Source organism: Mycobacterium montefiorense (genome assembly GCF_003112775.1).
Classification (GTDB): Bacteria; Actinomycetota; Actinomycetes; order Mycobacteriales; family Mycobacteriaceae; genus Mycobacterium; species Mycobacterium montefiorense.
Genome location: NZ_BFCH01000006.1, coordinates 20665 through 41232, shown reverse-complemented (window position 1 = coordinate 41232; position 20568 = coordinate 20665). Strand labels below are relative to the sequence as shown.

18 protein-coding genes and 2 riboswitches are annotated in these 20568 nt (G+C 65.6%); of the genes, 8 read left to right on the top strand and 10 right to left on the bottom strand.

Going from position 1 to position 20568, the window contains the following annotated elements; translation table 11 throughout:
• Positions 1-52: 52 nt before the first annotated feature.
• Positions 53-637, bottom strand: coding sequence for an LppP/LprE family lipoprotein (locus DB708_RS03690; RefSeq protein WP_235616618.1), 585 nt, complete (start codon positions 635-637; stop codon positions 53-55).
• Positions 638-724: 87 nt separating this feature from the next.
• Between DB708_RS03690 and DB708_RS03685 the strand changes: the two genes are divergently transcribed.
• The 3 genes from DB708_RS03685 (at position 725) to DB708_RS03675 (ending at position 4361) form a co-directional block, all read left to right on the top strand.
• A complete protein-coding gene (locus DB708_RS03685; protein ID WP_108920612.1) occupies positions 725-2440 on the top strand; it encodes a DEAD/DEAH box helicase in 1716 nt (571 codons plus the stop codon).
• Positions 2437-3576 carry an acyltransferase family protein gene (locus DB708_RS03680; protein ID WP_108920611.1) on the top strand — a complete coding sequence of 380 codons (1140 nt, stop codon included), beginning with the start codon at positions 2437-2439 and terminating at the stop codon, positions 3574-3576. Before DB708_RS03685 ends, DB708_RS03680 begins: the two co-directional genes overlap by 4 nt.
• A 68-nt stretch (positions 3577-3644) precedes the next feature.
• Positions 3645-4361, top strand: coding sequence for a siderophore-interacting protein (locus tag DB708_RS03675; RefSeq protein ID WP_108920610.1), 717 nt, complete (start codon positions 3645-3647; stop codon positions 4359-4361).
• Between the two features lie 24 nt (positions 4362-4385).
• Here DB708_RS03675 and DB708_RS03670 read toward each other — a convergent pair whose 3' ends face one another.
• The 4 genes from DB708_RS03670 to DB708_RS27180 all read right to left on the bottom strand — a co-directional run bounded on the left by DB708_RS03670 (position 4386) and on the right by DB708_RS27180 (position 7667).
• Positions 4386-4967, bottom strand: coding sequence for a TetR/AcrR family transcriptional regulator (locus DB708_RS03670; RefSeq protein WP_108920609.1), 582 nt, complete (start codon positions 4965-4967; stop codon positions 4386-4388).
• Positions 4967-6208 (bottom strand): cytochrome P450, encoded by a 1242-nt coding sequence (locus DB708_RS03665; protein ID WP_165839722.1) that lies wholly within the window; start codon positions 6206-6208, stop codon positions 4967-4969. Before DB708_RS03665 ends, DB708_RS03670 begins: the two co-directional genes overlap by 1 nt.
• Before the next feature lie 167 nt (positions 6209-6375).
• Positions 6376-7383, bottom strand: coding sequence for a VWA domain-containing protein (locus DB708_RS03660; RefSeq protein WP_108920607.1), 1008 nt, complete (start codon positions 7381-7383; stop codon positions 6376-6378).
• Positions 7384-7490: 107 nt separating this feature from the next.
• Positions 7491-7667, bottom strand: a complete 177-nt coding sequence (locus DB708_RS27180; RefSeq protein WP_165839721.1) for a hypothetical protein — start codon at positions 7665-7667, stop codon at positions 7491-7493.
• A gap of 209 nt (positions 7668-7876) precedes the next feature.
• A riboswitch (M-box (ykoK) riboswitch) is annotated at positions 7877-8059 on the bottom strand.
• Positions 8060-8177: 118 nt separating this feature from the next.
• Between DB708_RS27180 and DB708_RS27935 the strand changes: the two genes are divergently transcribed.
• Positions 8178-8303, top strand: a complete 126-nt coding sequence (locus tag DB708_RS27935) for a hypothetical protein (RefSeq protein ID WP_261859577.1) — start codon at positions 8178-8180, stop codon at positions 8301-8303.
• A gap of 251 nt (positions 8304-8554) precedes the next feature.
• A riboswitch (M-box (ykoK) riboswitch) is annotated at positions 8555-8723 on the top strand.
• A gap of 328 nt (positions 8724-9051) precedes the next feature.
• Positions 9052-9765 (top strand): MgtC/SapB family protein, encoded by a 714-nt coding sequence (locus DB708_RS03655; RefSeq protein WP_108920606.1) that lies wholly within the window; start codon positions 9052-9054, stop codon positions 9763-9765.
• A 32-nt stretch (positions 9766-9797) separates the two neighbouring features.
• Here DB708_RS03655 and DB708_RS03650 read toward each other — a convergent pair whose 3' ends face one another.
• Both DB708_RS03650 and DB708_RS03645 read right to left on the bottom strand, forming a co-directional pair.
• A complete protein-coding gene (locus DB708_RS03650; protein WP_108920622.1) occupies positions 9798-11117 on the bottom strand; it encodes an FAD-binding oxidoreductase in 1320 nt (439 codons plus the stop codon).
• Between the two features lie 69 nt (positions 11118-11186).
• Positions 11187-12434, bottom strand: coding sequence for a multidrug efflux MFS transporter Tap (locus DB708_RS03645; protein WP_108920621.1), 1248 nt, complete (start codon positions 12432-12434; stop codon positions 11187-11189).
• 71 nt (positions 12435-12505) lie between these two features.
• Between DB708_RS03645 and DB708_RS03640 the strand changes: the two genes are divergently transcribed.
• Genes DB708_RS03640 through DB708_RS03630 form a run of 3 tightly spaced genes read left to right on the top strand, consistent with a single transcriptional unit; the run spans position 12506 to position 15549 of the window.
• The gene (locus DB708_RS03640) at positions 12506-13342 is read left to right on the top strand and encodes a uracil-DNA glycosylase (RefSeq protein ID WP_108920605.1); all 837 of its coding nucleotides are present in this window, start codon (positions 12506-12508) and stop codon (positions 13340-13342) included.
• A gap of 6 nt (positions 13343-13348) precedes the next feature.
• Complete coding sequence (locus DB708_RS03635; RefSeq protein ID WP_108920604.1) at positions 13349-14479, top strand: FAD-binding protein; 1131 nt, start codon at positions 13349-13351, stop codon at positions 14477-14479.
• Between the two features lie 38 nt (positions 14480-14517).
• Positions 14518-15549: an LLM class flavin-dependent oxidoreductase gene (locus DB708_RS03630; RefSeq protein ID WP_108920603.1), complete on the top strand. Its 1032-nt coding sequence runs from the start codon at positions 14518-14520 to the stop codon at positions 15547-15549.
• On the opposite strand, the gene DB708_RS03625 is transcribed toward DB708_RS03630, so the two are convergent.
• The 3 genes from DB708_RS03625 to DB708_RS03615 all read right to left on the bottom strand — a co-directional run bounded on the left by DB708_RS03625 (position 15533) and on the right by DB708_RS03615 (position 20552).
• Complete coding sequence (locus DB708_RS03625) at positions 15533-19528, bottom strand: bifunctional diguanylate cyclase/phosphodiesterase (protein ID WP_108920602.1); 3996 nt, start codon at positions 19526-19528, stop codon at positions 15533-15535. The genes DB708_RS03630 and DB708_RS03625 overlap by 17 nt on opposite strands.
• A gap of 132 nt (positions 19529-19660) precedes the next feature.
• Positions 19661-20113: a nitroreductase family deazaflavin-dependent oxidoreductase gene (locus DB708_RS03620; protein ID WP_108920601.1), complete on the bottom strand. Its 453-nt coding sequence runs from the start codon at positions 20111-20113 to the stop codon at positions 19661-19663.
• 10 nt (positions 20114-20123) lie between these two features.
• Positions 20124-20552 carry an HIT family protein gene (locus DB708_RS03615; RefSeq protein WP_108920600.1) on the bottom strand — a complete coding sequence of 143 codons (429 nt, stop codon included), beginning with the start codon at positions 20550-20552 and terminating at the stop codon, positions 20124-20126.
• Between the last annotated feature and the right edge of the window lie 16 nt (positions 20553-20568).

Genomic DNA, 20568 nt, shown 5'->3' with positions numbered 1-20568 from the left:
CACTGTAGGTCAGGCGACCGACGGCGAAGGCGTTCTGCGAGGGTGTGCCGGGTCAGCGTCCGGTGGCGTTACCGATCAGCTCGACGGTGTTGCCGTTCCAATGGAATCGCACGTCGGTGTTCAAGCCGTTGATACCGCTGGGGTAGGTCAACGCCACCGTGTCGCCGGTGGTTTGCGCCGCGTCGATGCCGTTGAATCCGTAGGTGTCCGGCACGCCCTGCGGGATGAACTGCCCGAGATGAAACAGCACCGCGCGCGTGGTCGCATTGACCGCGTTGGTGTTGGCCTTGATGATCACCGCCGAAAGCTGGGCGCACTGGTTGTAGTTGCCGGCCAGCGGTTCCGGGTTCCAAGCTTGTTGGCTGCGCGGATCGCGGGGCAGGTCCGAGACCACCTTCGCGATCGTGGGCGAGGCCAGGTTGACCGCGCACGGGTCGGCCGGCGCGGTGCTGCCGGGTGACGCGGCTTCGTTCGGCCTGGGTGTGGCGGGGGCGGTGATCGACGCGGTCGATGTCGTGGCTTGCGGCGTTTTCGCGACCGTCGAATCTCCAGAACCGCAGCCGGTCAACGTCACGGCGAGCAGCAGGCCGACGGTCAGTGGCTCGACACGGCACGGTAGGCACCACACATCGCGCAACCGTACCGGCATCGCGTGCACCGGCTGGTGGCGACCCGCCGCGCCCAGCTGCGCTGCGCTCGCGGTCACCACTAAACTTCTTGCACGATGACAGTCCCCGACGGCCCGCCTGAACCTGCCCCTACTACCTTCGTCGACCTGCAGATTCACCCTGCGGTCCTGCGAGCGACGGCCGACGTCGGTTACGAGACGCCGACGGCGATCCAAGCGGCGACCATCCCGGCGCTGATGGCGGGCTCCGACGTGGTGGGACTGGCGCAGACCGGCACCGGCAAGACGGCGGCGTTCGCGATCCCGATCCTGTCCAAGATCGATGTCGGCAGCAAGGCGACCCAGGCCCTGGTGCTGGCACCCACCCGCGAGCTGGCCCTGCAGGTCGCCGAGGCGTTCAGCCGCTACGGCGCGCATCTGAAGGTCAATGTGCTGCCGATCTACGGCGGGTCGTCCTACACCGTGCAGTTGGCCGGGCTGCGGCGCGGCGCGCAAGTAGTGGTCGGCACGCCCGGCCGGGTCATCGACCACCTCGAGCGCGGGACGCTGGATCTGTCGCACGTGGACTACCTGGTGCTCGACGAGGCGGACGAGATGCTCACCATGGGCTTCGCCGAGGACGTCGAGCGCATCTTGAGCGACACCCCGGAATACAAACAGGTGGCACTGTTCTCGGCGACCATGCCGCCCGCTATCCGTAAGCTCACCACCAAGTACCTGCACGACCCCTTCGAAGTCACCACCAAAGCGAAAACCGCTACCGCCGAGAATATTTCGCAGCGCTACATCCAGGTGGCCGGTCCGCGCAAGATGGACGCGTTGACCCGGGTTCTGGAAGTCGAGCCGTTCGAGGCGATGATCATCTTCGTGCGCACCAAGCAGGCGACCGAGGAGGTAGCCGAAAAGCTGCGTGCCCGCGGTTTTTCCGCGGCAGCCATCAACGGCGATATCGCGCAGGCGCAGCGTGAGCGGACCGTCGCCGCGCTCAAGGACGGCAGCATCGACATCCTGGTGGCCACCGACGTCGCGGCCCGCGGACTGGACGTGGAACGCATTTCGCACGTGCTCAACTACGACATCCCGCACGACACCGAGTCCTACGTGCACCGCATCGGGCGGACCGGCCGGGCCGGGCGTTCGGGCGCCGCGCTGCTGTTCGTCTCGCCGCGAGAACGCCATCTGCTCAAGGCAATTGAGAAGGCGACCCGCCAGACCTTGACCGAGGCGCAACTGCCCACCGTCGAGGACGTCAACGCGCAACGGGTGGCGAAATTCGCCGACTCCATCACCGACGCGCTCGCTAACCCCGGGATCGAGTTGTTCCGCAAGCTGGTCGGAGACTACGAACGCGACCACGACGTCCCGATGGCCGACATCGCCGCGGCGCTGGCAGTGCAGTCCCGCGACGGCGAAGAGTTCTTGATGTCGCCCGAGCCGCCGCCCCGGCGCCGCGAGCGGCCCGAGCGCGACACCGAGCGCCGGGACCGTCCCGAAAGGTCAAGGGAAATGCGGTCGTTTCAGACGTACCGGATCGCCGTGGGCAAGCGTCACAAGATCGGGCCGGGCGCGATCGTCGGCGCCATCGCCAACGAGGGCGGCCTGCATCGCAGCGACTTCGGGCACATCGCCATCGGGCCCGACTTCTCGTTGGTGGAGTTGCCTGCCAAGCTGTCCCCATCGACGCTCAAAAAGCTTGAACGCACCCGTATTTCGGGTGTGCTGATCGACCTCAAGCCGGACCGGTCGTCCGGCAAGTCCTCCGAAAAGCCCCGGCGCGGTGGCGGCAAACCGCGCAGAAAAGGCGCTGGATGACCCTGTCCGAGGAACAGCACGCCCAAGGCGGCCTCGAGCAGGTCTCGCATGTCGACCGGGTCGCTTCCCTGACCGGTATCCGCGCGGTCGCCGCGATCCTGGTTGTCGGCACACATGCGGCCTACACCACCGGCAAGTACACGCACGGCTATTGGGGCCTGGTGGGGGCCCGGCTGGAAATCGGAGTGCCGATCTTCTTCGTGCTGTCCGGCTTTCTGCTGTTCCGCCCGTGGGTGCAGGCGGCTGCCACCGGCGGGCCGCCTCCCTCGGTGAGCCGGTATGCGCGGCACCGGGTTCGGCGCATCATGCCCGCCTACGTCATCACCGTGCTGATCGCTTATCTGCTGTACCACTACCGCGAAGCCGGACCCAACCCCGGACATTCCTGGCTCGGGCTGGTCCGCAACCTCACGTTGACGCAGATCTACACCGACGGCTATCTCGGCAAGTACCTGCATCAGGGCCTGACCCAGATGTGGAGCCTGGCCGTGGAGGCGTCGTTCTATGTCATTCTGCCGTTCTTGGCGTACCTGCTTCTGGTGGTTGTCTGCCGGCGGCGCTGGCGGCCGAACCTGTTGGTGGGCACTGTGCTGGCGCTGGCTTTGATCAGCCCGGTGTGGGTGGTCCTGGTGCGCGTCGATCACTGGTTTCCCGACGGCGCCCGGTTATGGCTGCCGACCTACCTGGCCTGGTTTCTGGGCGGCATGTTGCTCGCGGTGCTGCAAGCAATGGGGGTGCGCTGCTACGCATTCGCGGCGGTACCGCTGGCGGTCATCTGCTATTTCATCGTCGCCACCCCGATCGGGGGCGCACCCACGACGTCACCCTCGGCGATGGCGGAGGCGGTGGTCAAGACGGTCTTCTATACGGTGATCGCCACCCTGGCGGTGGCCCCGCTGGCGCTGGCGGGCCACGGTTGGTACTGGCAGCTGCTGGCCAGCCGGCCGATGGTGTGGCTCGGCGAGATCTCCTACGAGATCTTCCTGATCCACCTGGTGACCATGGAATTCGCGATGGTCTACATCGTGCGAGCCCACGTCTACACCGGGTCGATGCTCTACCTGTTCATCGCGACGCTGGTGGTGACGATCCCGCTGGCCTGGCTCTTGCACCGCGTCACCCGAGTACCCGGCTGAGTGACAATCCGCTTTAGATAGGTTACCCTAACCTAACTCGATGCAGAGTTATGGGAGGGCATCACTCGATGAGCGAACACAAGGCAACCCGCGGCTGGACGGGCACGGTGCTTAGGCTGATGGGCGCCGGGGACTACCGGCTGACGGTCACCGGCCGGCGCGAGATCGGCCCGCACTACCTGCAGCTGAGCTTCGACGCCGGTGGCATGCTCGCCGCGCACTCGGTCCATCCGACGATGTGGATCCGGATGTGGTTCGCCGACGGCGACAAGGTGCACCAGCGTGGCTTTACCCTGGTCGACCCCGACCCGGGCACCGACACGGTGAGCATCGAATTCGCACTGCACGACGGCATCGCATCGCAGTGGGCGCGCGCGGCCCAGCCCGGCGACACCATCGAGGCGACCGTGCTGGGCAGCAGGTTCGCCATTCCCGAACCGGCGCCGGCCGGATACGTCATCGTCGGCGACAGCGCCTCGCTGCCGGCCATCAACTCACTGCTCGCCGCGATCGGCGACGCCCCGGCGCAGGTGTTCTTGGAAGCCGGCCACGACGACGACAAAGACCTGCCGGTGGTGATTGGTGCCGACATCACCTGGGTGGACCGCAAGAACGCCGGTCAAGCCCTGCTGGAGGCGGTGCGATCGGCGGCTTTCGATGCCGGCGACCACTTCGGCTGGGTGGCCTGCGACAACCGCACCACCCGCTCGATTGCCAAGACGTTACGAGAGGACTTCGGTATCCCACGCAAATCCATTAAGGCGCAAGCCTATTGGGTGGCCTGATACGAAGAGGGGGATGGCTGCCAGCTAGCGGCGGGCGCTTGCCGGGGCGATGATCGGGACGACAAATTCCTCGATCATCGCCCGCTCCTCTGTTATGTCGCGGCCCGGATACGTCAGCAGCGAGACGATCACCCGGACTGCCCAGCGGGCCCGGCGTTCGACGACGGCGGGATCCTCAGGGCCCAGCGAGTGCAGGAACGCCACCGCCAAGGCCGCGATCACGTCGGACTGTCCAGCCAACTCACCACCGATCGGTGCGCGGGTGGTGGCGAACCACGCTGCCAACGCCGGACTTTCGCGAACCATCCCCAGCGTGACGAGGATGCTCTCGATCAGCCTTTCGCGGGGATCCGCGATGTCGCCGGTCCGCACGATGATCTCGCGGCCCAGCCGGTGCGTCTCGCGGTGGATATACGCGGTTCGCAGCGCCTCGCGGTTGTCGAAATACCGGTACAGCGTCGCGCGGGAACAGCCTGCGGCCCTGGCGATCTCGTTCATGCCAATCGAATCCGAGTCGCGCGCGGTGTAGAGCTGCTCGGCTGCGTCGAGGATCCGGTCCGCGGCTGCTTCGCTGCGGCTCATCGCGAGCCAGTCGTTACCGGGCATCAGGACTTCACCGTGATCGGCACCGACACCGGACGCCGCACATAGCTACCGCCCGCCCACTCGATCGAGTTCTCATCGACGTCGAAATCCGGGCAGCGGGCCAGCAGTTCGGTCAGTGCGACCCGGGATTGCATCCGCGCCGCGGCCGCACCCAGACAGTGGTGAGCTCCGTGGCTGAAGGTCAGGATGTTGCGCGGGCAGCGGGTCACGTCGAGCTCGCCGGCGTCCGGCCCGTATTGGCGTTCATCGCGGTTGGCCGACCCGTACAGCAGCAGCACCCGGCGATCGGCCGGGACGGTGGTGTCGCCGATCGTCACGTCGCGGGTGACCGTGCGCGCCAAACCCTGTGCGGGTGAGGTGAGCCGCAACAGTTCCTCGATCGCATCGGTGATCAGTTCGGGCTTGTCCCCCAACAGCTCTCGCTGATCCGGCCGTTGGTGTAGCAGCGGCATCGAACCGCCGAGCATGCCGGTCACCGTGTCGTTGCCGCCGGTAACCATCGTGAAGGTGAACGCCAGAATCGACAGCGTGCCCGAGATATCGCCGTCGGCGCCGACGCCGGCCGCGACCAGGTGAGAAATGGTGTCGTCCTGCGGATCGGTGCGGCGGCACTCGATCAGCCCGGTGAAGTAGGCCATCATCGATCCGACCGCGTCGCCGACGGTTTCCAGCGCGCTTGCGACGCCGCCCTCGGCGGTATTGGCCGCGACGATGGCCTGCGTCCAGCCGTCGAATTGAGCCCAATCCTCTTCGGGCACCCCGAGGTAATGCGCGACCACCATCGACGGCAGCGGCTTGAACAGGTCGGCGACGATGTCGCCGCCGCCCTCGGCGCGCAGCTTCTCGATGCGCTGCACGACGAACTCGCGCACCTTGGGCTCTACCGCCTCGACCTGCCGGGGGGTAAACCCTCGCGACACCAGCTTGCGAAACTCGGTGTGTACCGGCGGATCCTGCATCACGAGCGGCGGATTATCTTGCAGGCCAATCATTTCCAAATCGCCGTAGTTAACCGTCAGACCCTGTGCCGAGGAGAACGTCTCGTGGTCGCGGGCCGCCGACCACACGTCGGCGTGCCGGGACAACACGTAGTAGTCCTGCTCGGGGTGTTTGGGCGGCACCACGCGGTGCACCGGGTCGTGGTCGCGCAGCGCGCGGTACATCGGCCACGGGTTCGGCCAGGTGTCGGCGGTGGCCAGCTCGAACATGACCGGTGTGTTGTAAGACATAACCACTGTCATGTCTCATTCGTACGACAATGATGAATAGATGTCAACACCGGCGGCGGCGCTTGAGCCCGCGTTGGCGGCTTCGACGCGCTCGCCCTCGGAACCACAACACGTCGGCCAGCCGGGGCCGCTGACACCCTTCGGTACTGAAGCAGCAGTGATTATCCGTGCTGTGCATATCAATTCGGCAGCGTCCGGTTAATGAGGAGACCGGCCAGTGCGGCGCAAACGAGGAGCAGCACCCCCAGCCGAAACCAACTCGTGCTGTTATCTCCCCGGACGGTCTCGTAGCCGATCTGCTGCTGGATGCTGGCGTAGGCAGTCTTGAGTTCGGCAGTGTTATCGACATGGAATGCGTGTCCGCCCGACAATTGGGCGACGCGTTTGAGGGCATCGTCTTCGACTGGCACCGACACGTGTGCACCGTCCAACTGGATTGTTCCGTTGGGGGTTCCAAAAGCGATGGTGGAGATCGGCACACCTTGATCGCGGGCGGCGCGGGCGGCGGTGAATTCGCCGCGGGGATTATCGGGGTCCGGTGGGTGGTTCTCCCGGCCAGTCGACTCCAGCACGATCCGTGCCGGTGGTGCACCAGAACCTCCGCCGAGCACCGCGCCGACAGTGGCGATGGATTGCAGTGCAGCGAAGATAGCGTCGCCGACAGCGGTGCGATAAGAGACTTGCAGCTTGTCGATCGCAGTCATGGTGGCCTGGTGATCAATTGTCGGGGACACCAACACCGCTGGAGTGCCAGAGAAGGCGATCAGCCCCAGATTGATTCCTGCAGGGAGCTGTTCGGTGATTTGTCTACCGGCTTGCTGGGCGGCGACCAGCCTGCTCGGTGCCATGTCGGTGGCGGTCATCGCCGGCGATACCTGGATCAATAACATGACGACCGCGCGATTGCGCGGAATCTGCACCGAATGGGTCGGGCCGGCCAACCCCACCGTGGACGCGAGCAGGGCAACCACGAGCAGGATCGCCGGCAGGTGCCGCCACCGCCTCGAGCCCGTCGGCGCTACCCGCTCCAGTATGTCCATATTGGCAAATCGCAGCAGTCGACGTCGTCGGCTGATCAGGGCCAGGACGTACAGGCCGACCAACCCGATGACGACGAACACAAATAAGAACCACCACTTGTGCTCGAAACCTGACGTTGTCAACGGGCCCAGCATAGGCACGGTCATCTCCGGAATTCCCGTCGGCGGCAGTAACTTTCGATTGCGAGCGACGAAGCTGTATGCCGCGCGGCGCTGTGCATCTGTGAATCCTTTCGGCGGTCGTGGTTGTCGGGTCAGTGGCCGGCTGCCCGGACGATCCTGACCACCACCAGGACGGCGGCGATCATCAGGTAGCCGCGCAAGGTGAGCAGTCCGGCCTTACGCAGCGGGACAGCACTGGCCGATTCAGGGTTGCCAAGGCAGGGGTGCGCCAGGTGGCCCAGAACCGTCTGCGCTGTCTGGCACCCCAACGAAGCGCTACCGTAACAGGTTGATGGAGAACGGCGTTCAGGATCCGCACGACGAAATAGACCCGCGGCGAAGTGGGGATAGTACCGAATCCGCGGACGGCGGTTTATTACTTTTATCCAATGGTGATTCCCCACCTCCTCGCAGCCGGGACGCACGCGGGCGTCAACTCACAGCACACGGGGCGTTGCGCCGAGCCGAACCGGCTGAGCACGCACCCCTCTCGTCAGAGCTTCGGCACTGCACGCCGTATTCGCGACCGAAAAATCCAGCCGCAGAAGCCACTTGGGCTCAACCCTTAAGCCGGGAAGAGCTGTCCTGACCCGGGGCGTCTTTCGACGTTCGGGGTCAGTGGCCTGTATCCGTGCAGACGCCTCACCTAGCGAGGTGCTACCGCAATTCTCAATGCTGGGCTCGCACCGGTCAAGCTTTCTCTACAGTGAGTCCGACACCGACGCTGACGCGATTGCACCGGCCGCGAGACCGGGCCGCCCACCCTCACCCTTCTCGGTGTGTCGCTAGGGCTGCCCGGCCACCTCTACTACGCCGGACTGAGTGCGCTGGCGCTCGTCGGAGTCGTGGAATCGCCGATCGCCGCGACCTCGGGGCCGGTGGATTCGCAATCACCCGGATTCTGAATCGAACCCCTTCTGGTGCACCAGTTGTCGCGACCGGCGAGACGGTCGGAACCGACTCGACCTATGATGCAGTCGAGGTTGACATGCCCCGGTGCGCGCTCGGTTAGGGCATCCCCGATGCCGGGCTGGACTGCACCCCGGTTCGGGAATATGGGTGAACTGAACGGTTTCCGATGTCGCGGCATGCCGCTGCGGAGCAGCCGCCGCCCCCGGGTTGACCCGATGAGCTGATGTGTGCCAGGCTTGTCCGCGCAGCACCTCGATAGGTGAGGCGTCCGCACGGATACAGGCCACTGACCCCGAACGTCGAAAGACGCCCCGGGTCAGGACAGCTCTTCCCGGCTTAAGGGTTGAGCCCAAGTGGCTTCAGCGAGACTGATACGCCGTGCAGTGCCAAAGCTTTGACGAGAGGGGTGCGGAGACCATCTCTTAGATGTGCGCTCTCTCACCTGTGCTAGTTAGGTACGACCGTGTGGGCGTGGTGAACTGCCCCGTGGCTGGAGGGAGGTGAGGACCCAAATGGCAAGTGGCAGTGGTCCGTATCCCAATTCGCGAATAGGTCTATCCGGACACCTCATGCACCGCTGAGTGGGTGTCGCAGCCGGGTCCCTCCGGGTGTGTGCAGTGTCGATCGACAACCGACACGGCCTGGCGCGGTGCGTGAAATCCAAACCTGCGCAGACACCACCCGACGCGCCCTTTCCGTCACGTGATTAGCACGCTGTCGGGAAAACACCAGGAGTACAACATGATCGACACAGTGGACACCGTCGTGCGGATCGCCGCAGGACTTGGCCTGGGCGCAGCTATCGGGTTGGAACGGCAGTGGCGATCGCGCAACGCCGGTTTGCGCACCGCAGCCCTGGTCAGTCTTGGCGCCACGCTGTTCGTCATCATGGGTGGCTACGCGTTTACCGGTGTCAACGCCGACCCCACCCGCGTCGCCGCCCAAGTCGCCTCCGGTATCGGTTTTCTCGGCGCTGGCGTCATCATGAAACAAGGTGCCACCATCTCAGGACTGAACACCGCCGCCACCTTGTGGGCCGCCGCCGCGGTGGGCGCGCTGGCCGGCGGCGGGCTGCTAATCCCTGCAGTGATCGGCGCAGGTGCGGTGATCGCCGCCAATATCGTCCTGCGACCGATCGGGCGCCGTCTGGACCACCATCATGGGCCGGGAACTGAAAAAGCCTCTGCTGAATACCGATTCGAGGTCCGCTGCGGCACGCGCGCCGAAGCGCACATCCGCGGCTTGGTGTTTGACGCCATTTCGCGCCCCAGCCTCACCGTGCAATCGATCACAGCGATCGACCTGCCCGATGATCAAGGTGTCCGCATCGCCGCGACCGTGATTGCCGACGAACGCGACGACCACCGTATCGAAGCCGCTCTCGCCGACGTCATCAAGGCCCCCGAGGTCACTGCGGTGCGGTGGATCGCCGACGAAATGAGCTTGGACGACTAGCGGCAAAACCCAGCAAAGGCCCCAACGCCGAACTAGATCGCCGCGCCGGGGTTCAGGATGCCCAGCGGGTCGAGCGCCTGCTTGATGCGCTGATTCAGCGCCACCACCTCGGGCCCCAGGTAGCCGTCCAGCCATGGCCGCTTCAGTCGCCCGACGCCATGCTCGCCGGTGATTGTGCCGCCCAACCCGGTGGCTAGATCCATGATTTCGCCGAACGCGAGCTGAGCCCGCTGTGTCATCGCGGCGTCGGCAGCGTCGTACACGATCAGCGGATGAGTGTTGCCGTCGCCGGCGTGCGCGATCACCGAGATCATCAGGTCCTGTTCCTCGGCGATACGGGCAATCCCGGTGACCAGCTCGCCCAGCGCCGGAAGCGGCACCCCGACGTCTTCGAGCAGCAGCGATCCCTTGGCCTCGACCGCCGGGATGCAGAATCGGCGCGCCGCGACGAACGCCTCGCCTTCATCCGGATCATCGGTGGTGAAAACGTCCGTTGCATTGTTTTCGGCAAATATCGCCGCCATCAGTTCGGCGTCCTCACCGCTGGCCCGGCCGCGCTCGTCGGAGGCGGCCACCAGCATCGCGGCGGCCCCGCGATCCAGGTCCATGCGCAAGGTGTCCTCGACGGCATTGATCGCCGCCGAATCCATGAACTCCAGCATCGCGGGCCGCAGCCGCGCCGAGACTCCGAGCACCGCGTCGACCGCCGATTCCAGCGAGGCGAACGTGGCCACCACTACGCTGGAGGTGTTTTGGGCGGGCAGCAGCCGCAGCGTCACTTCCGTGACGACACCCAGCGTGCCTTCACTGCCGACGAAGAGCTTGGTCAGGCTCAGGCCCGCGACGTCCTTGAGCCGCGGGCCGCCCAGCCGTACCGCGGTGCCGTCGGCCAGCACCACCTGCATGCCCAGCACGTAATCAGTGGTGACGCCGTACTTCACACAGCACAAGCCCCCGGCGTTGGTGGCGATATTGCCGCCGATGCTGCAGATCTCGTATGACGACGGGTCCGGCGGGTACCAGAGGCCGTATCCGGCGACGGCCTTCTTCACCTCGGCGTTGAGCAGGCCGGGCTGGCATACCGCGGTGCGGGTGACCGGGTCGACGGTGATGTCGCGCATCTTTTCCGTCGACAACACGATCCCGTTCGCCAGCGCGGTCGCCCCACCGGACAAACCGCTGCCGGCTCCCCGCGGTACGACGGGCACTTGATGGGCGGTGGCCCAGCGCAGCACCTTCTGCACGTCTTCGGTGCAGCGCGGCCGGACCACGGCCAGCGGCGTGCCGGCTGACGGGTCGAAAGCGCGATCGTGGCGGTAGCCGTCGGTGATGGAGGGGTCGGTGACCACCATCCCATCGGGCAGGTCGGCGATCAGGCCGGCTAGGGTGTCGTCATTGACTGTGGTGCTCACGGGCTGATTTTACGGCTCGTTATCGCCAGCAAATTCGGGTGCGCGGTCGAGTTCACGCAGCGACGGCAGCGCGATCGCGATCAGGCCGATCACGATGATGGGCACCGCCAACGTCAGGAACGTCACCCGCAGCCCGGCGGTGTCGGCCAGCGGGCCGGCCACCAGCAAGCCCAACGGACCCGCGGCGAAGGTCAGCCCCATCATCACCCCGACCACCCGGCCGCGCAGGTGGTGTGGGGCCCGGGTCTGCGTCACGTAGCTGTAGATCGGTTGAATCGGCCCGTAGACCAAACCGGTCACCGCACACAGCACCAGGATCACCGGCAACGGCGGCAGGAACGCGATGCCGACCGACGCGGCACCAAGGGTGAGCGTCGCGGTCAGCACGGCCGTGCGCCGCCGGGTGTATTTCGAGAGCAGGGCATAGCCGAGCGCGCCCACCACGCCGCCGACCCCCAGGGCCATCAACGCCCAGCCCAACTCCGCGGGTTGATGACGGTCGCTGAAGTATTTGGGAAACAACACGCTTTCCATCGGCAGGTACAGCGCGGTGACGAGCAAGTCGATCAACCCGAGCGTTCGAAGCACCCGCAGGTTCCACACAAACCGCAGGCCTTCGGCGACCCCGGACATCAACCCTTCTGGCCGGACCGTGTGGTGCGGCTTGCCGGCGCCCTCCAGGCGTAGCGCCCCAATTGCGATGAACGACAACCCGAAACAGCATGCCGTGATCCACATCGTGTTGACGCCACCGACGGTGGCGATCATCACACCGCCGATACCCGGACCCAGGATGTAGGTCAGGTTGAGAATCGCCTCGTAGACGCTGTTGGCGCGGTCCAGCGACCAGGCGGCGCGGGCGGCGGCTTCGGGCAGCATCGACTGGCGCGCCGTCGTCCCGGCCGGGTCGAAGGCCGCCGAGAAGAATGCCAGCACGGCCAGCTCGACGACGTTGATCGCGTCCGCGCCGAACAGCCAGGCGATCACCGGGACGGTCGCCACGGCCGCGCCGGACAGCGAATCGGAGATCAGCGAAATACGGCGGCGCCCGAAAAGGTCGACCGCGGTACCGGCGACCAGCGTGGACAGCACCATCGGCAGTGTCATCGCAGCGGCCACGACCGACGCGTCGCCGGCGCTGTTGTGCTGCTGTAACGCCAACCATGGGAAGGCAACCAGCGAAATGCCGGTACCCGCGGTGGCCATCAGCGTCGCGAACAGAATCAGAATCGCCGGGCCGCGGCTGGAATTTGTCATGGACATCGCGTGAGAATCTAACCCTAAAGCGATCACGCGAGCCACCGAATTTCGTGGGCGGCATTGGCTGACTGCAGGATGTTCCTGTGCTTGTTCATCCGAATACCGGATTGCCATTCGATTCGCCGGTTGCGCCCGGCACCGGGTGGCCCGGCGATCCGACTGTGCCGCAGACGCCGCAGGCCGCTGACGCCGAGCAGGTTCGGGCGCTGGCCGGCGGGGCCGACTCGATTGCGGAACTCGACGCCTCGGTCAGCGTCTGTCGCGCTTGCCCGCGGTTGGTCACCTGGCGTGAGGACGTTGCTGTGGCCAAACGACGCGCATTTGCCGATCAGCCGTATTGGGGCCGGCCGGTGCCGGGCTGGGGATCGCAGCGGCCGCGAATCTTCATCGTCGGGCTAGCGCCCGCGGCGCACGGCGCCAACCGCACCGGCCGGATGTTCACCGGCGACCGGTCCGGCGACCAGCTGTACGCGGCCCTGTACCGGGCCGGACTGATAAACCAGCCGATCAGTGTGGATGCAGCAGATGGCTTGCAGACCAAGCAGATTCGGATTTCCGCACCGGTCCGGTGCGCGCCGCCGGCCAACGCCCCGACCCCGGCCGAGCGCGACACCTGTTGGCCGTGGCTGGAAGCCGAATGGCGGTTGGTGTCCGATCACGTCCGCACCGTCGTGGCGCTGGGCGGGTTCGGCTGGCAGATCGCGTTGCGGCTGCCGGGCGCCACCGCGACGCGGGGCACGCCCAAGCCGCGGTTCGGCCATGGCGTGGTTGCCGAGCTGTCCTCGGGCATGCGTTTGCTGGGTTGCTACCACCCCAGCCAACAGAACATGTTCACCGGTAGGCTGACTCCGGCAATGCTCGACGACATCTTCATGGAAGCCAAGAAGCTGGCAGGGATTAAGTGACCTTCCATGTCTAAAGTACTGATTTCCGGGGCCAGCGTCGCCGGTACAACATTGGCGTATTGGCTTTCCCAGCATGGCTTTTCGGTCACCGTTGTGGAGAGGCACCCGGGGCTGCGCCCGGGCGGGCAGGCGATCGATGTGCGGGGCCCGGCGCTGACGGTGCTGGACCGGATGGGCCTGCTCACCGCCGCCGCCGACCTCAAGACCGGCATTCGCGGTTCGTCCGTCGTCGACCGCGACGGCAACGAGCTGTCCCGGGATACCGAATCGACGCCCACGGGTGGTCGCATCGACAACCCCGACATCGAGCTGCTGCGTGACGATTTGGTCGAGTTGCTTTACCAGGCAACCCAGCCGGCGACTGAATACCTGTTCGACGACAGCATCGCCGCGCTGGAGAACCGCGGCGCGGGCGTGGATGTGACGTTCGAACGTTCGCCCGCCCGCAGTTTCGACTTGGTGATCGGCGCCGACGGCTTGCACTCCAATGTGCGCCGTCTGGTTTTCGGTCCCGAGGATCGATTCATCAAGGGGCTGGGCACCCACGCCGCCATCTTCACCGTGCCCAACTTCCTGGATCTGGACTTCTGGCAGATGTGGCACTACGGGGACGCCACGATGGCCGGGATCTACAGCGCCCGCAACAACACCGAGGCGCGCGCCATGTTGGGCTTCATGGATACCGAACTGCGCCTTGACTACCGCGATGTCGAAGCGCAATTCGCCGAGGTGGAGCAGCGCATGATCGGCGACGGCTGGGTGCGACCGCAACTGCTGCAGCTCATGCGCAGCGCACCGGATTTCTACTTCGACGAGATGGCCCAGATCGTGATGGATCACTGGTCGATCGGCAGGGTGGCGCTGGTGGGCGATGCCGGGTACTGCTGCTCGCCGCTCTCGGGCCAGGGCACCAGTGTCGCGCTGCTGGGCGCCTACATCCTGGCCGGCGAGCTCAAGCGAGCCTCCCAGGGCGACTGGGTAGACCACGGGCTCGCCTTTACCAACTACTTCAGGCGTTTTCACGGCTACACCGAGCGCACCCAATTCCTGGCGACTGACAACATTCCCGGCGGTGCGCCGATATCGCAGGAGCAGTTCGACGCGATCGTGGGTTCGATCACGTTGAGCACCTACTGATTGGGAACGAACACGGCACCGAATGCGTTGAGGCCATCGTGCGTCTTTCCGTCCTTGATCTAGTCCCGGTACGCACCGACCAGTCGACCGGCGCCGCGCTGGCGGCCACCGTGGCGCTGGCGCAGACCGCCGATCGGCTCGGCTATACGCGCTACTGGGTCGCCGAACACCACAACATGGAATCGGTGGGCGCGACCAGCCCACCGGTGCTGCTGGCGTACCTCGCCGCCCAGACGTCGCGGCTGCGACTCGGATCCGGCGGCGTAATGCTGCCCAACCATGCGCCTCTGGCGGTCGCCGAGCAGTTCGCGCTGTTGGAAGCGGCGGCCCCCGGCCGGATCGACCTGGGCATCGGCCGGGCGCCCGGCTCCGACCCGGTGACGTCGTACGCGTTGCGTGGGGCCCGCGACGATCGCGACATCGAGAACTTCCCCGAGTACCTAGACGACGTGGCTGCGCTGATGAGTGCGCGCGGCGTGATGGTTCCGCTGCGCTCGGGTGACTACCGGCTCAAGGCCACCCCGGCCGCGGCCAGCGAACCGCGGCTCTGGCTGTTGGGCTCGTCGATGTACTCGGCTCACTTGGCCGCCGCCAAGGGCTTGCCCTACGTGTTCGCACATCACTTCTCCGGCAAGGGAACCGAAGAAGCACTCGAGGTCTATCGCTCACGATTTGTGCCCAGCAAGTTGACCGCCGAGCCTGTGACATTCTTGACGGTGAATGCCTCGGTGGCCGAAACACACGATGAGGCAACGGCTTTGATGCTGCCGAACCTGCAGATGATGGCGCGGCTGCGCACCGGGCAACCGCTGGGGCCGGTGCCTCTGGTGGAGGAGGCCCAAGTCGCGGAATTGACGGCTCCCCAACAGCACATCGTGGAAAGCGGGTTACAGCGCGCGGTGCTGGGTACTGCGGTCCAGGCCGTCGACCAGCTGCGGGCGCTTGCCGAGCAGTTCGGAGTCGACGAGGTGATGGTGAACCCGGTCGCGTCGGCCCGTCGCGGCACCGACCCGGCCACTGCGCCGGGGCGGGTGGCGACGCTGGAGCTGTTGGCTAAGGAATTGTTCTAGCGCTGGCGTCGCTGATTTTCTCCTGCTTGGATTCACCCGAATTGGGTTGGGGTACATGGCTGCCGATCCAATCCTCTAGTTCGGCCGGTGGCAATGGCGGGGTGTGTACGAATCCCTGGGTAATGGTGCAGCCGTATCGCTGCAGCGCGTTCAGCGTGTCCTCGTCTTCGACACCCTCGGCCACCAGGTCCGCGCCGAGGCTGTCGGCCAATGCCACTGTGGACCGCACGATGGCGACCGACCGGGCGTCCTGGGACAGTCGCGACACGAAGATTCTGTCAAGTTTCAACTCGTTGGCCGAGACATCCTGTAAGCGGGCCAGCGACGACCAGCCGGTGCCGTAGTCGTCCAGTGAAATGCGAACGCCAAGGTGTTGCAGTTCGGCCACGGTATTGCGGGACCGCACCGAGTCGACGAGGGCGCCTTCGGTGATCTCGATGATCAGGGCGTCGGCCGGTAGACCGCGGGCCCACAGCAGCCTTTCAATCGTGCCGACCAGCTCGAGGTCGAGCAGATTCGTGGTCGCCAGGTTTACCGAGACGGCCGAGGTGATGCCCGTTTCGCGCCAATACTGGATCTGGGTGAGAGCGAGTTTCAGTGTGCGGTCGGCGATCTTGCGCATCAGCCCGGCGCGTTCGGCGGCGGGCAGGAATACCTCGGGCAGCAGGACCCCACGACTGGGATGGTTCCAGCGCACCAGCGCCTCGACACTGTGCACGCTGCCGTCGCTCGTGTTGATCTTGGGTTGGTAGTACAACGTCGGTTCATCACCTTCGAACAGCGCGGTGCGCAATTCGTCGATCAGGTTCGGGTCGCTTTCGCGATGCACCTCGAATGCCGAGTCGTAGACCGCGATCTTGCCCATGGCGGTTTTGGCGTGCGGCATCGCCGCCTCGGCGCGACTCAACAGCTCCTGTGGATGTTCACAATGGTCGGGGCACAACGCAATAGCGACTCGCGCGTCGACGCGCACGGTTATCGGATCTAACTCGAACGGTTCGCCTAGGGCTTCGAGCAAACGACCCGCTTGGGCGCGGGCGCCGATCAGGTCGGATCCCTCGGTCAGCAGGATCGCGAATTCGTCATCGCTCACCCGCGCAAGTAGATCCGCGCGGCGCACGCTGGTCGCAAGTCGATCCGCGATGTGGCGCAACAGGTCATCACCGAATTGGCGGCCGAGCGAATCGCTAATCTCGCCAATCTCATAGAGTTTCACCAACAGCAACGCCTTGCGTGACGACGTTTTCAGAGCCGACTCGAGCTCCGTCGGTGCGGGGCCGGGCAATGAGGTCAAAGCCGCTGCCAGCGAACGACGGTTGGGTAGCGCGGTCAACTCGTCGGTCATGGCGTGCTTGTAGTTTTCGGCCACCATGCTGACATCGCGGAAGGTCAGTGAGAAGCGCAGGGCCACCATGATCAGGCTCAACGCCGCCAGACTCGCTGCCAATCGCGAGTTTTGATCCCAAACAGCGACGACGAGTGCCACCAGCGCCCACGCCACCGACACGGTGTATGAGCCGAATCCGCGTCGCAGCCGCGGCGTCACCGACGATGCGGGCGCCCAGCTTGCCATCGCGATGAGAAGCGACGCCGCGGGCCAGGCCGCATCCAGCGTGCTGCCCACCCGATACGAACCCGCCGAGGTCTCGAACAGATAGACGGTGTCCGCGATCGCAAACCCGAACAGGCCCGCAACGAGCATTGCCCAGCGGAATTCTTTGAGCCAGCCGACTATTGGCAATATCCCGGCGGCCAGAGTCAACAGGACCAGGTCGCCCCACGGATAGAGCATGCCTACCAGAACGGTGTTCGGTGCTCGGGTCGCGGCCGCATGGAAGGGCCCGGCTCGCAACGAAATCCCCAGCGCTGCCATGGCCAAACCGCATACCAGTGGATCGAGCCGAATCGGAATCGGGACGGAAGCCAGGCGTGACCGCAGGAGCAGCAGCAACCCGACATAGACGAATGGGTAGAACGCGAGGTACTCCGGATCGGCCGACGAGGGGGACTGCCCGTCGGGAACCCGCAACGCGTAGACGACGTCACCGATCGCCGAGCATGCCATCCCGGCCGCGATCAGCAGCCAGGCCAGGCGGTCGGTGGTGAAGTGGTAAGCGCGAGCGGCAATCAGCCCGGCCGCCAACAGGTTCAACCCCGCATACAAATACTTCGCGAAGGATACGCTGTCGCCGGCATTGCCGCCGGCAACGCTCGTCGCGGTGAAAACGAATACGCCAATTACCAACAGTGCCATGGCTATCCGGATCGGCGTCGGTGGCCACCAGACGCCGTCGGCCGCTTCCTCCGGCGACGTGGCGGGCTTTGGCTCCGTCCGCGCGAGCCGTGCCGGCCCGGATGCGCCCGCGACGGCGCGGTAGCCCGAAGCGGCCGCAGACAAGGGGGCCAACCCGGCCAGTTTGGCCGGCAAGTTCGATGCCGGCGAGTCGGTCGACCGCGGGAAGGTATAGGAGAACGGAATGTCTGGCACAAAGCTTCGGACGCATTGGCCGCCTTCGCGTTTGGCGGTATACATGGCCAGGTCGGCATGTCGCAGGAGCTGGTCGACGGTGCACGTCGACGCGGCGGTGGCCACCGTGAAGCCGATGCTCGGCCGGACCGCGACGGGCACGCCGTCGATCACGATCGGAGCGCTGAACGCCTCGAGAACGTCGTGCGCGACCGCTTGGGACTCTTCGACGGAACCTTCAAGCAGCACCGCGAATTCGTCACCGGCAAGCCGCGCGATCAGACCGTCCTCGTGCAGGGCGGCGGTGAGCCGTCCAGCGACCCGGATAAGTAGCTCGTCGCCGGCCGGGTGCCCCAGGCCGTCGTTGACCGCTTTGAAGTTGTCGAGATCCAGGCACAACACCGCAATCGGCGCGCTGTCGCTTTGCCGGGCGGCGATAGCGGTTTCCAGCCGGTGCAGGAATTGGACCCGATTCGCCAGGCCGGTCAGGCTGTCCCGGAACGCTTCCCGCGCGACTTCGGACAACAGCTTCTGGTTTTCCAGCAGTACCACGAACTGTCGGGCGAGCACCCCCGCGACGAGCAGCCCCAGTGCGGCGACCATTGGTCCGTGCGCCATCAGGCTGACAGCACGACCCATTCCCACCGCCGCGGCCAGCACCACCGGTAGGTACGGCAACCACAGCAGGGAGCGCGACAGCACTTCGGTTCGCGGCGAGGTCCTGGGGGATTCCTTGACGCTGGACAGAGCCGCCAGCGCGATCAGTCCCATTCCAGCCACCCGGGCCAGGTCGGCCAGATCGTTGACGTGATAGGTACCCACCCCGGTGCGGAACACCGTGGCGATGTCGGCGACGTTGATCAGCGCGGTTGCGCCGGCCACCAGGCTGCGGCTCGGTGGGTCACCGGGACGACTCCGCGACAACATCAGGATCCCGGTAGTCAGCAGCAGCACATCGGCGAAAACCTGAGCGAGCGTCGCGAGCTGGGAACCGCTGTCTTCGCGCACTTGTTTGCCCACGACGAAGACCCACGAGACGACGAAGAGGGACGTCGACACGATCAGACCGTCGAGCACCAGTCGCCGGGGACTGTGCCAAGTCACCTGGGATAGCAGCACCAAGGACGCCATAGCGCCGATGGGGTAGACCAGGAAGATGAAGTCGGCGGTCGCCGGGTGGATCGCGTGATCCAGCTCCGGGCGGACGTCATAGACCGCCCACACGATCTCGGCGATCGCCCAGCCCAGCAGGGCGGTGTCCATCGCCAACCAGCCGACTCTGCGGCGCCCGGTCGCGAAGTGAGCCGCGCGGCCGGCAAATGTCGCCGTGACCAGCAGGCAGGCGACCGTCACGATCACGTCCAGGGGCCGCGTCACGTTGGCGCTCTGCCATTTGCGCTGCGACGAGACCGCGACCAAGCATCCGGCAACGGCGTATCCCGCGATCACGAACCAACCGACGCGCGCGGACGGCCCGAATCGCTGCCACGGAATCCCCGTCCAGCGTTTCATAGCTGCTCCAGCCGATCTGTCCCCCCGCGGTGAACAGATGGAGGCTTCACCACTGCTAGGGCAGGATAAACGTCTGCTCGGGCAGAATAAACGTCCTACTGGTGCCAGCTGGTGTTTTTATGCGGGTTGGTGCTATTTGGCAGGCGTCAGCGCGACGATCGGGATGAGCCGCGACGTCCGGGTCTGGTAGCCGTCGTACCGGTTGGCATTGTTCTTGTTGACGAGCTCCCACAGCCGCGCGTAGTCGGCGTCCTCGGCAGTGATCGGGCGCGCGGTGACCGGGAATCGTTTGGAGCCGAGGTTGATTTCGCACTCCGGACGCTTGCGCAGGTTGTGATACCAGCCGGGAGCAGCGTCGCTACCGCCGTAGGAAGCCACGACCAGGTACGAGTCGCCGTCCTTGGCATAAGTCAATGTGCTGCTGCGCGGTTGGCCGGTCTTGGCGCCGATCGTGTGCAACAGCAGGCTGTTCGGCATTCCGGGCACGTGGTGCCCGATCCGGCCGTCAGTCTTCCGGTAGAGCGTGTCGTGAACGCGCAGCAGAGGGGCCAGAAACAGCCGCTCTACGAGGGTGAGGTTGCTCATGAATCCATTTCTACTGACTGGCGTCGATGCGTGCCAGCGCGTCGCGTAGTAGTTGCGCGGTGGCTTCGCGGTCGGGGTCCCGGCGCAGCAACATCCCCTTGGCCACCGAAAGCTTGTCACCATTGCGGCGGGGCAGCACGTGCAGGTGGATGTGGAACACCGTCTGGAAGGCCGCGCTGCCGTCATTGATCCCGATGTTTGTCGCGTCGGCCAATTCCGTGGCCCGGGCGGCGCGTGCGATCCGCTGGCCGATGGCAATCATCTCGGCCAGCGTCTGCGGCGGGGTGTCGGTCAGATCGACGCTGTGCTGTTTGGGGATCACCAGGGTGTGGCCGCGGGTCAATGGGCGGATGTCGAGGATCGTCAGGTAGTCGTCGTCTTCGCAGATCCGGATCGCCGGAGCCGCTCCGGCGACGATCGCACAGAACACGCAGGACATGCCGCCACGGTACTGG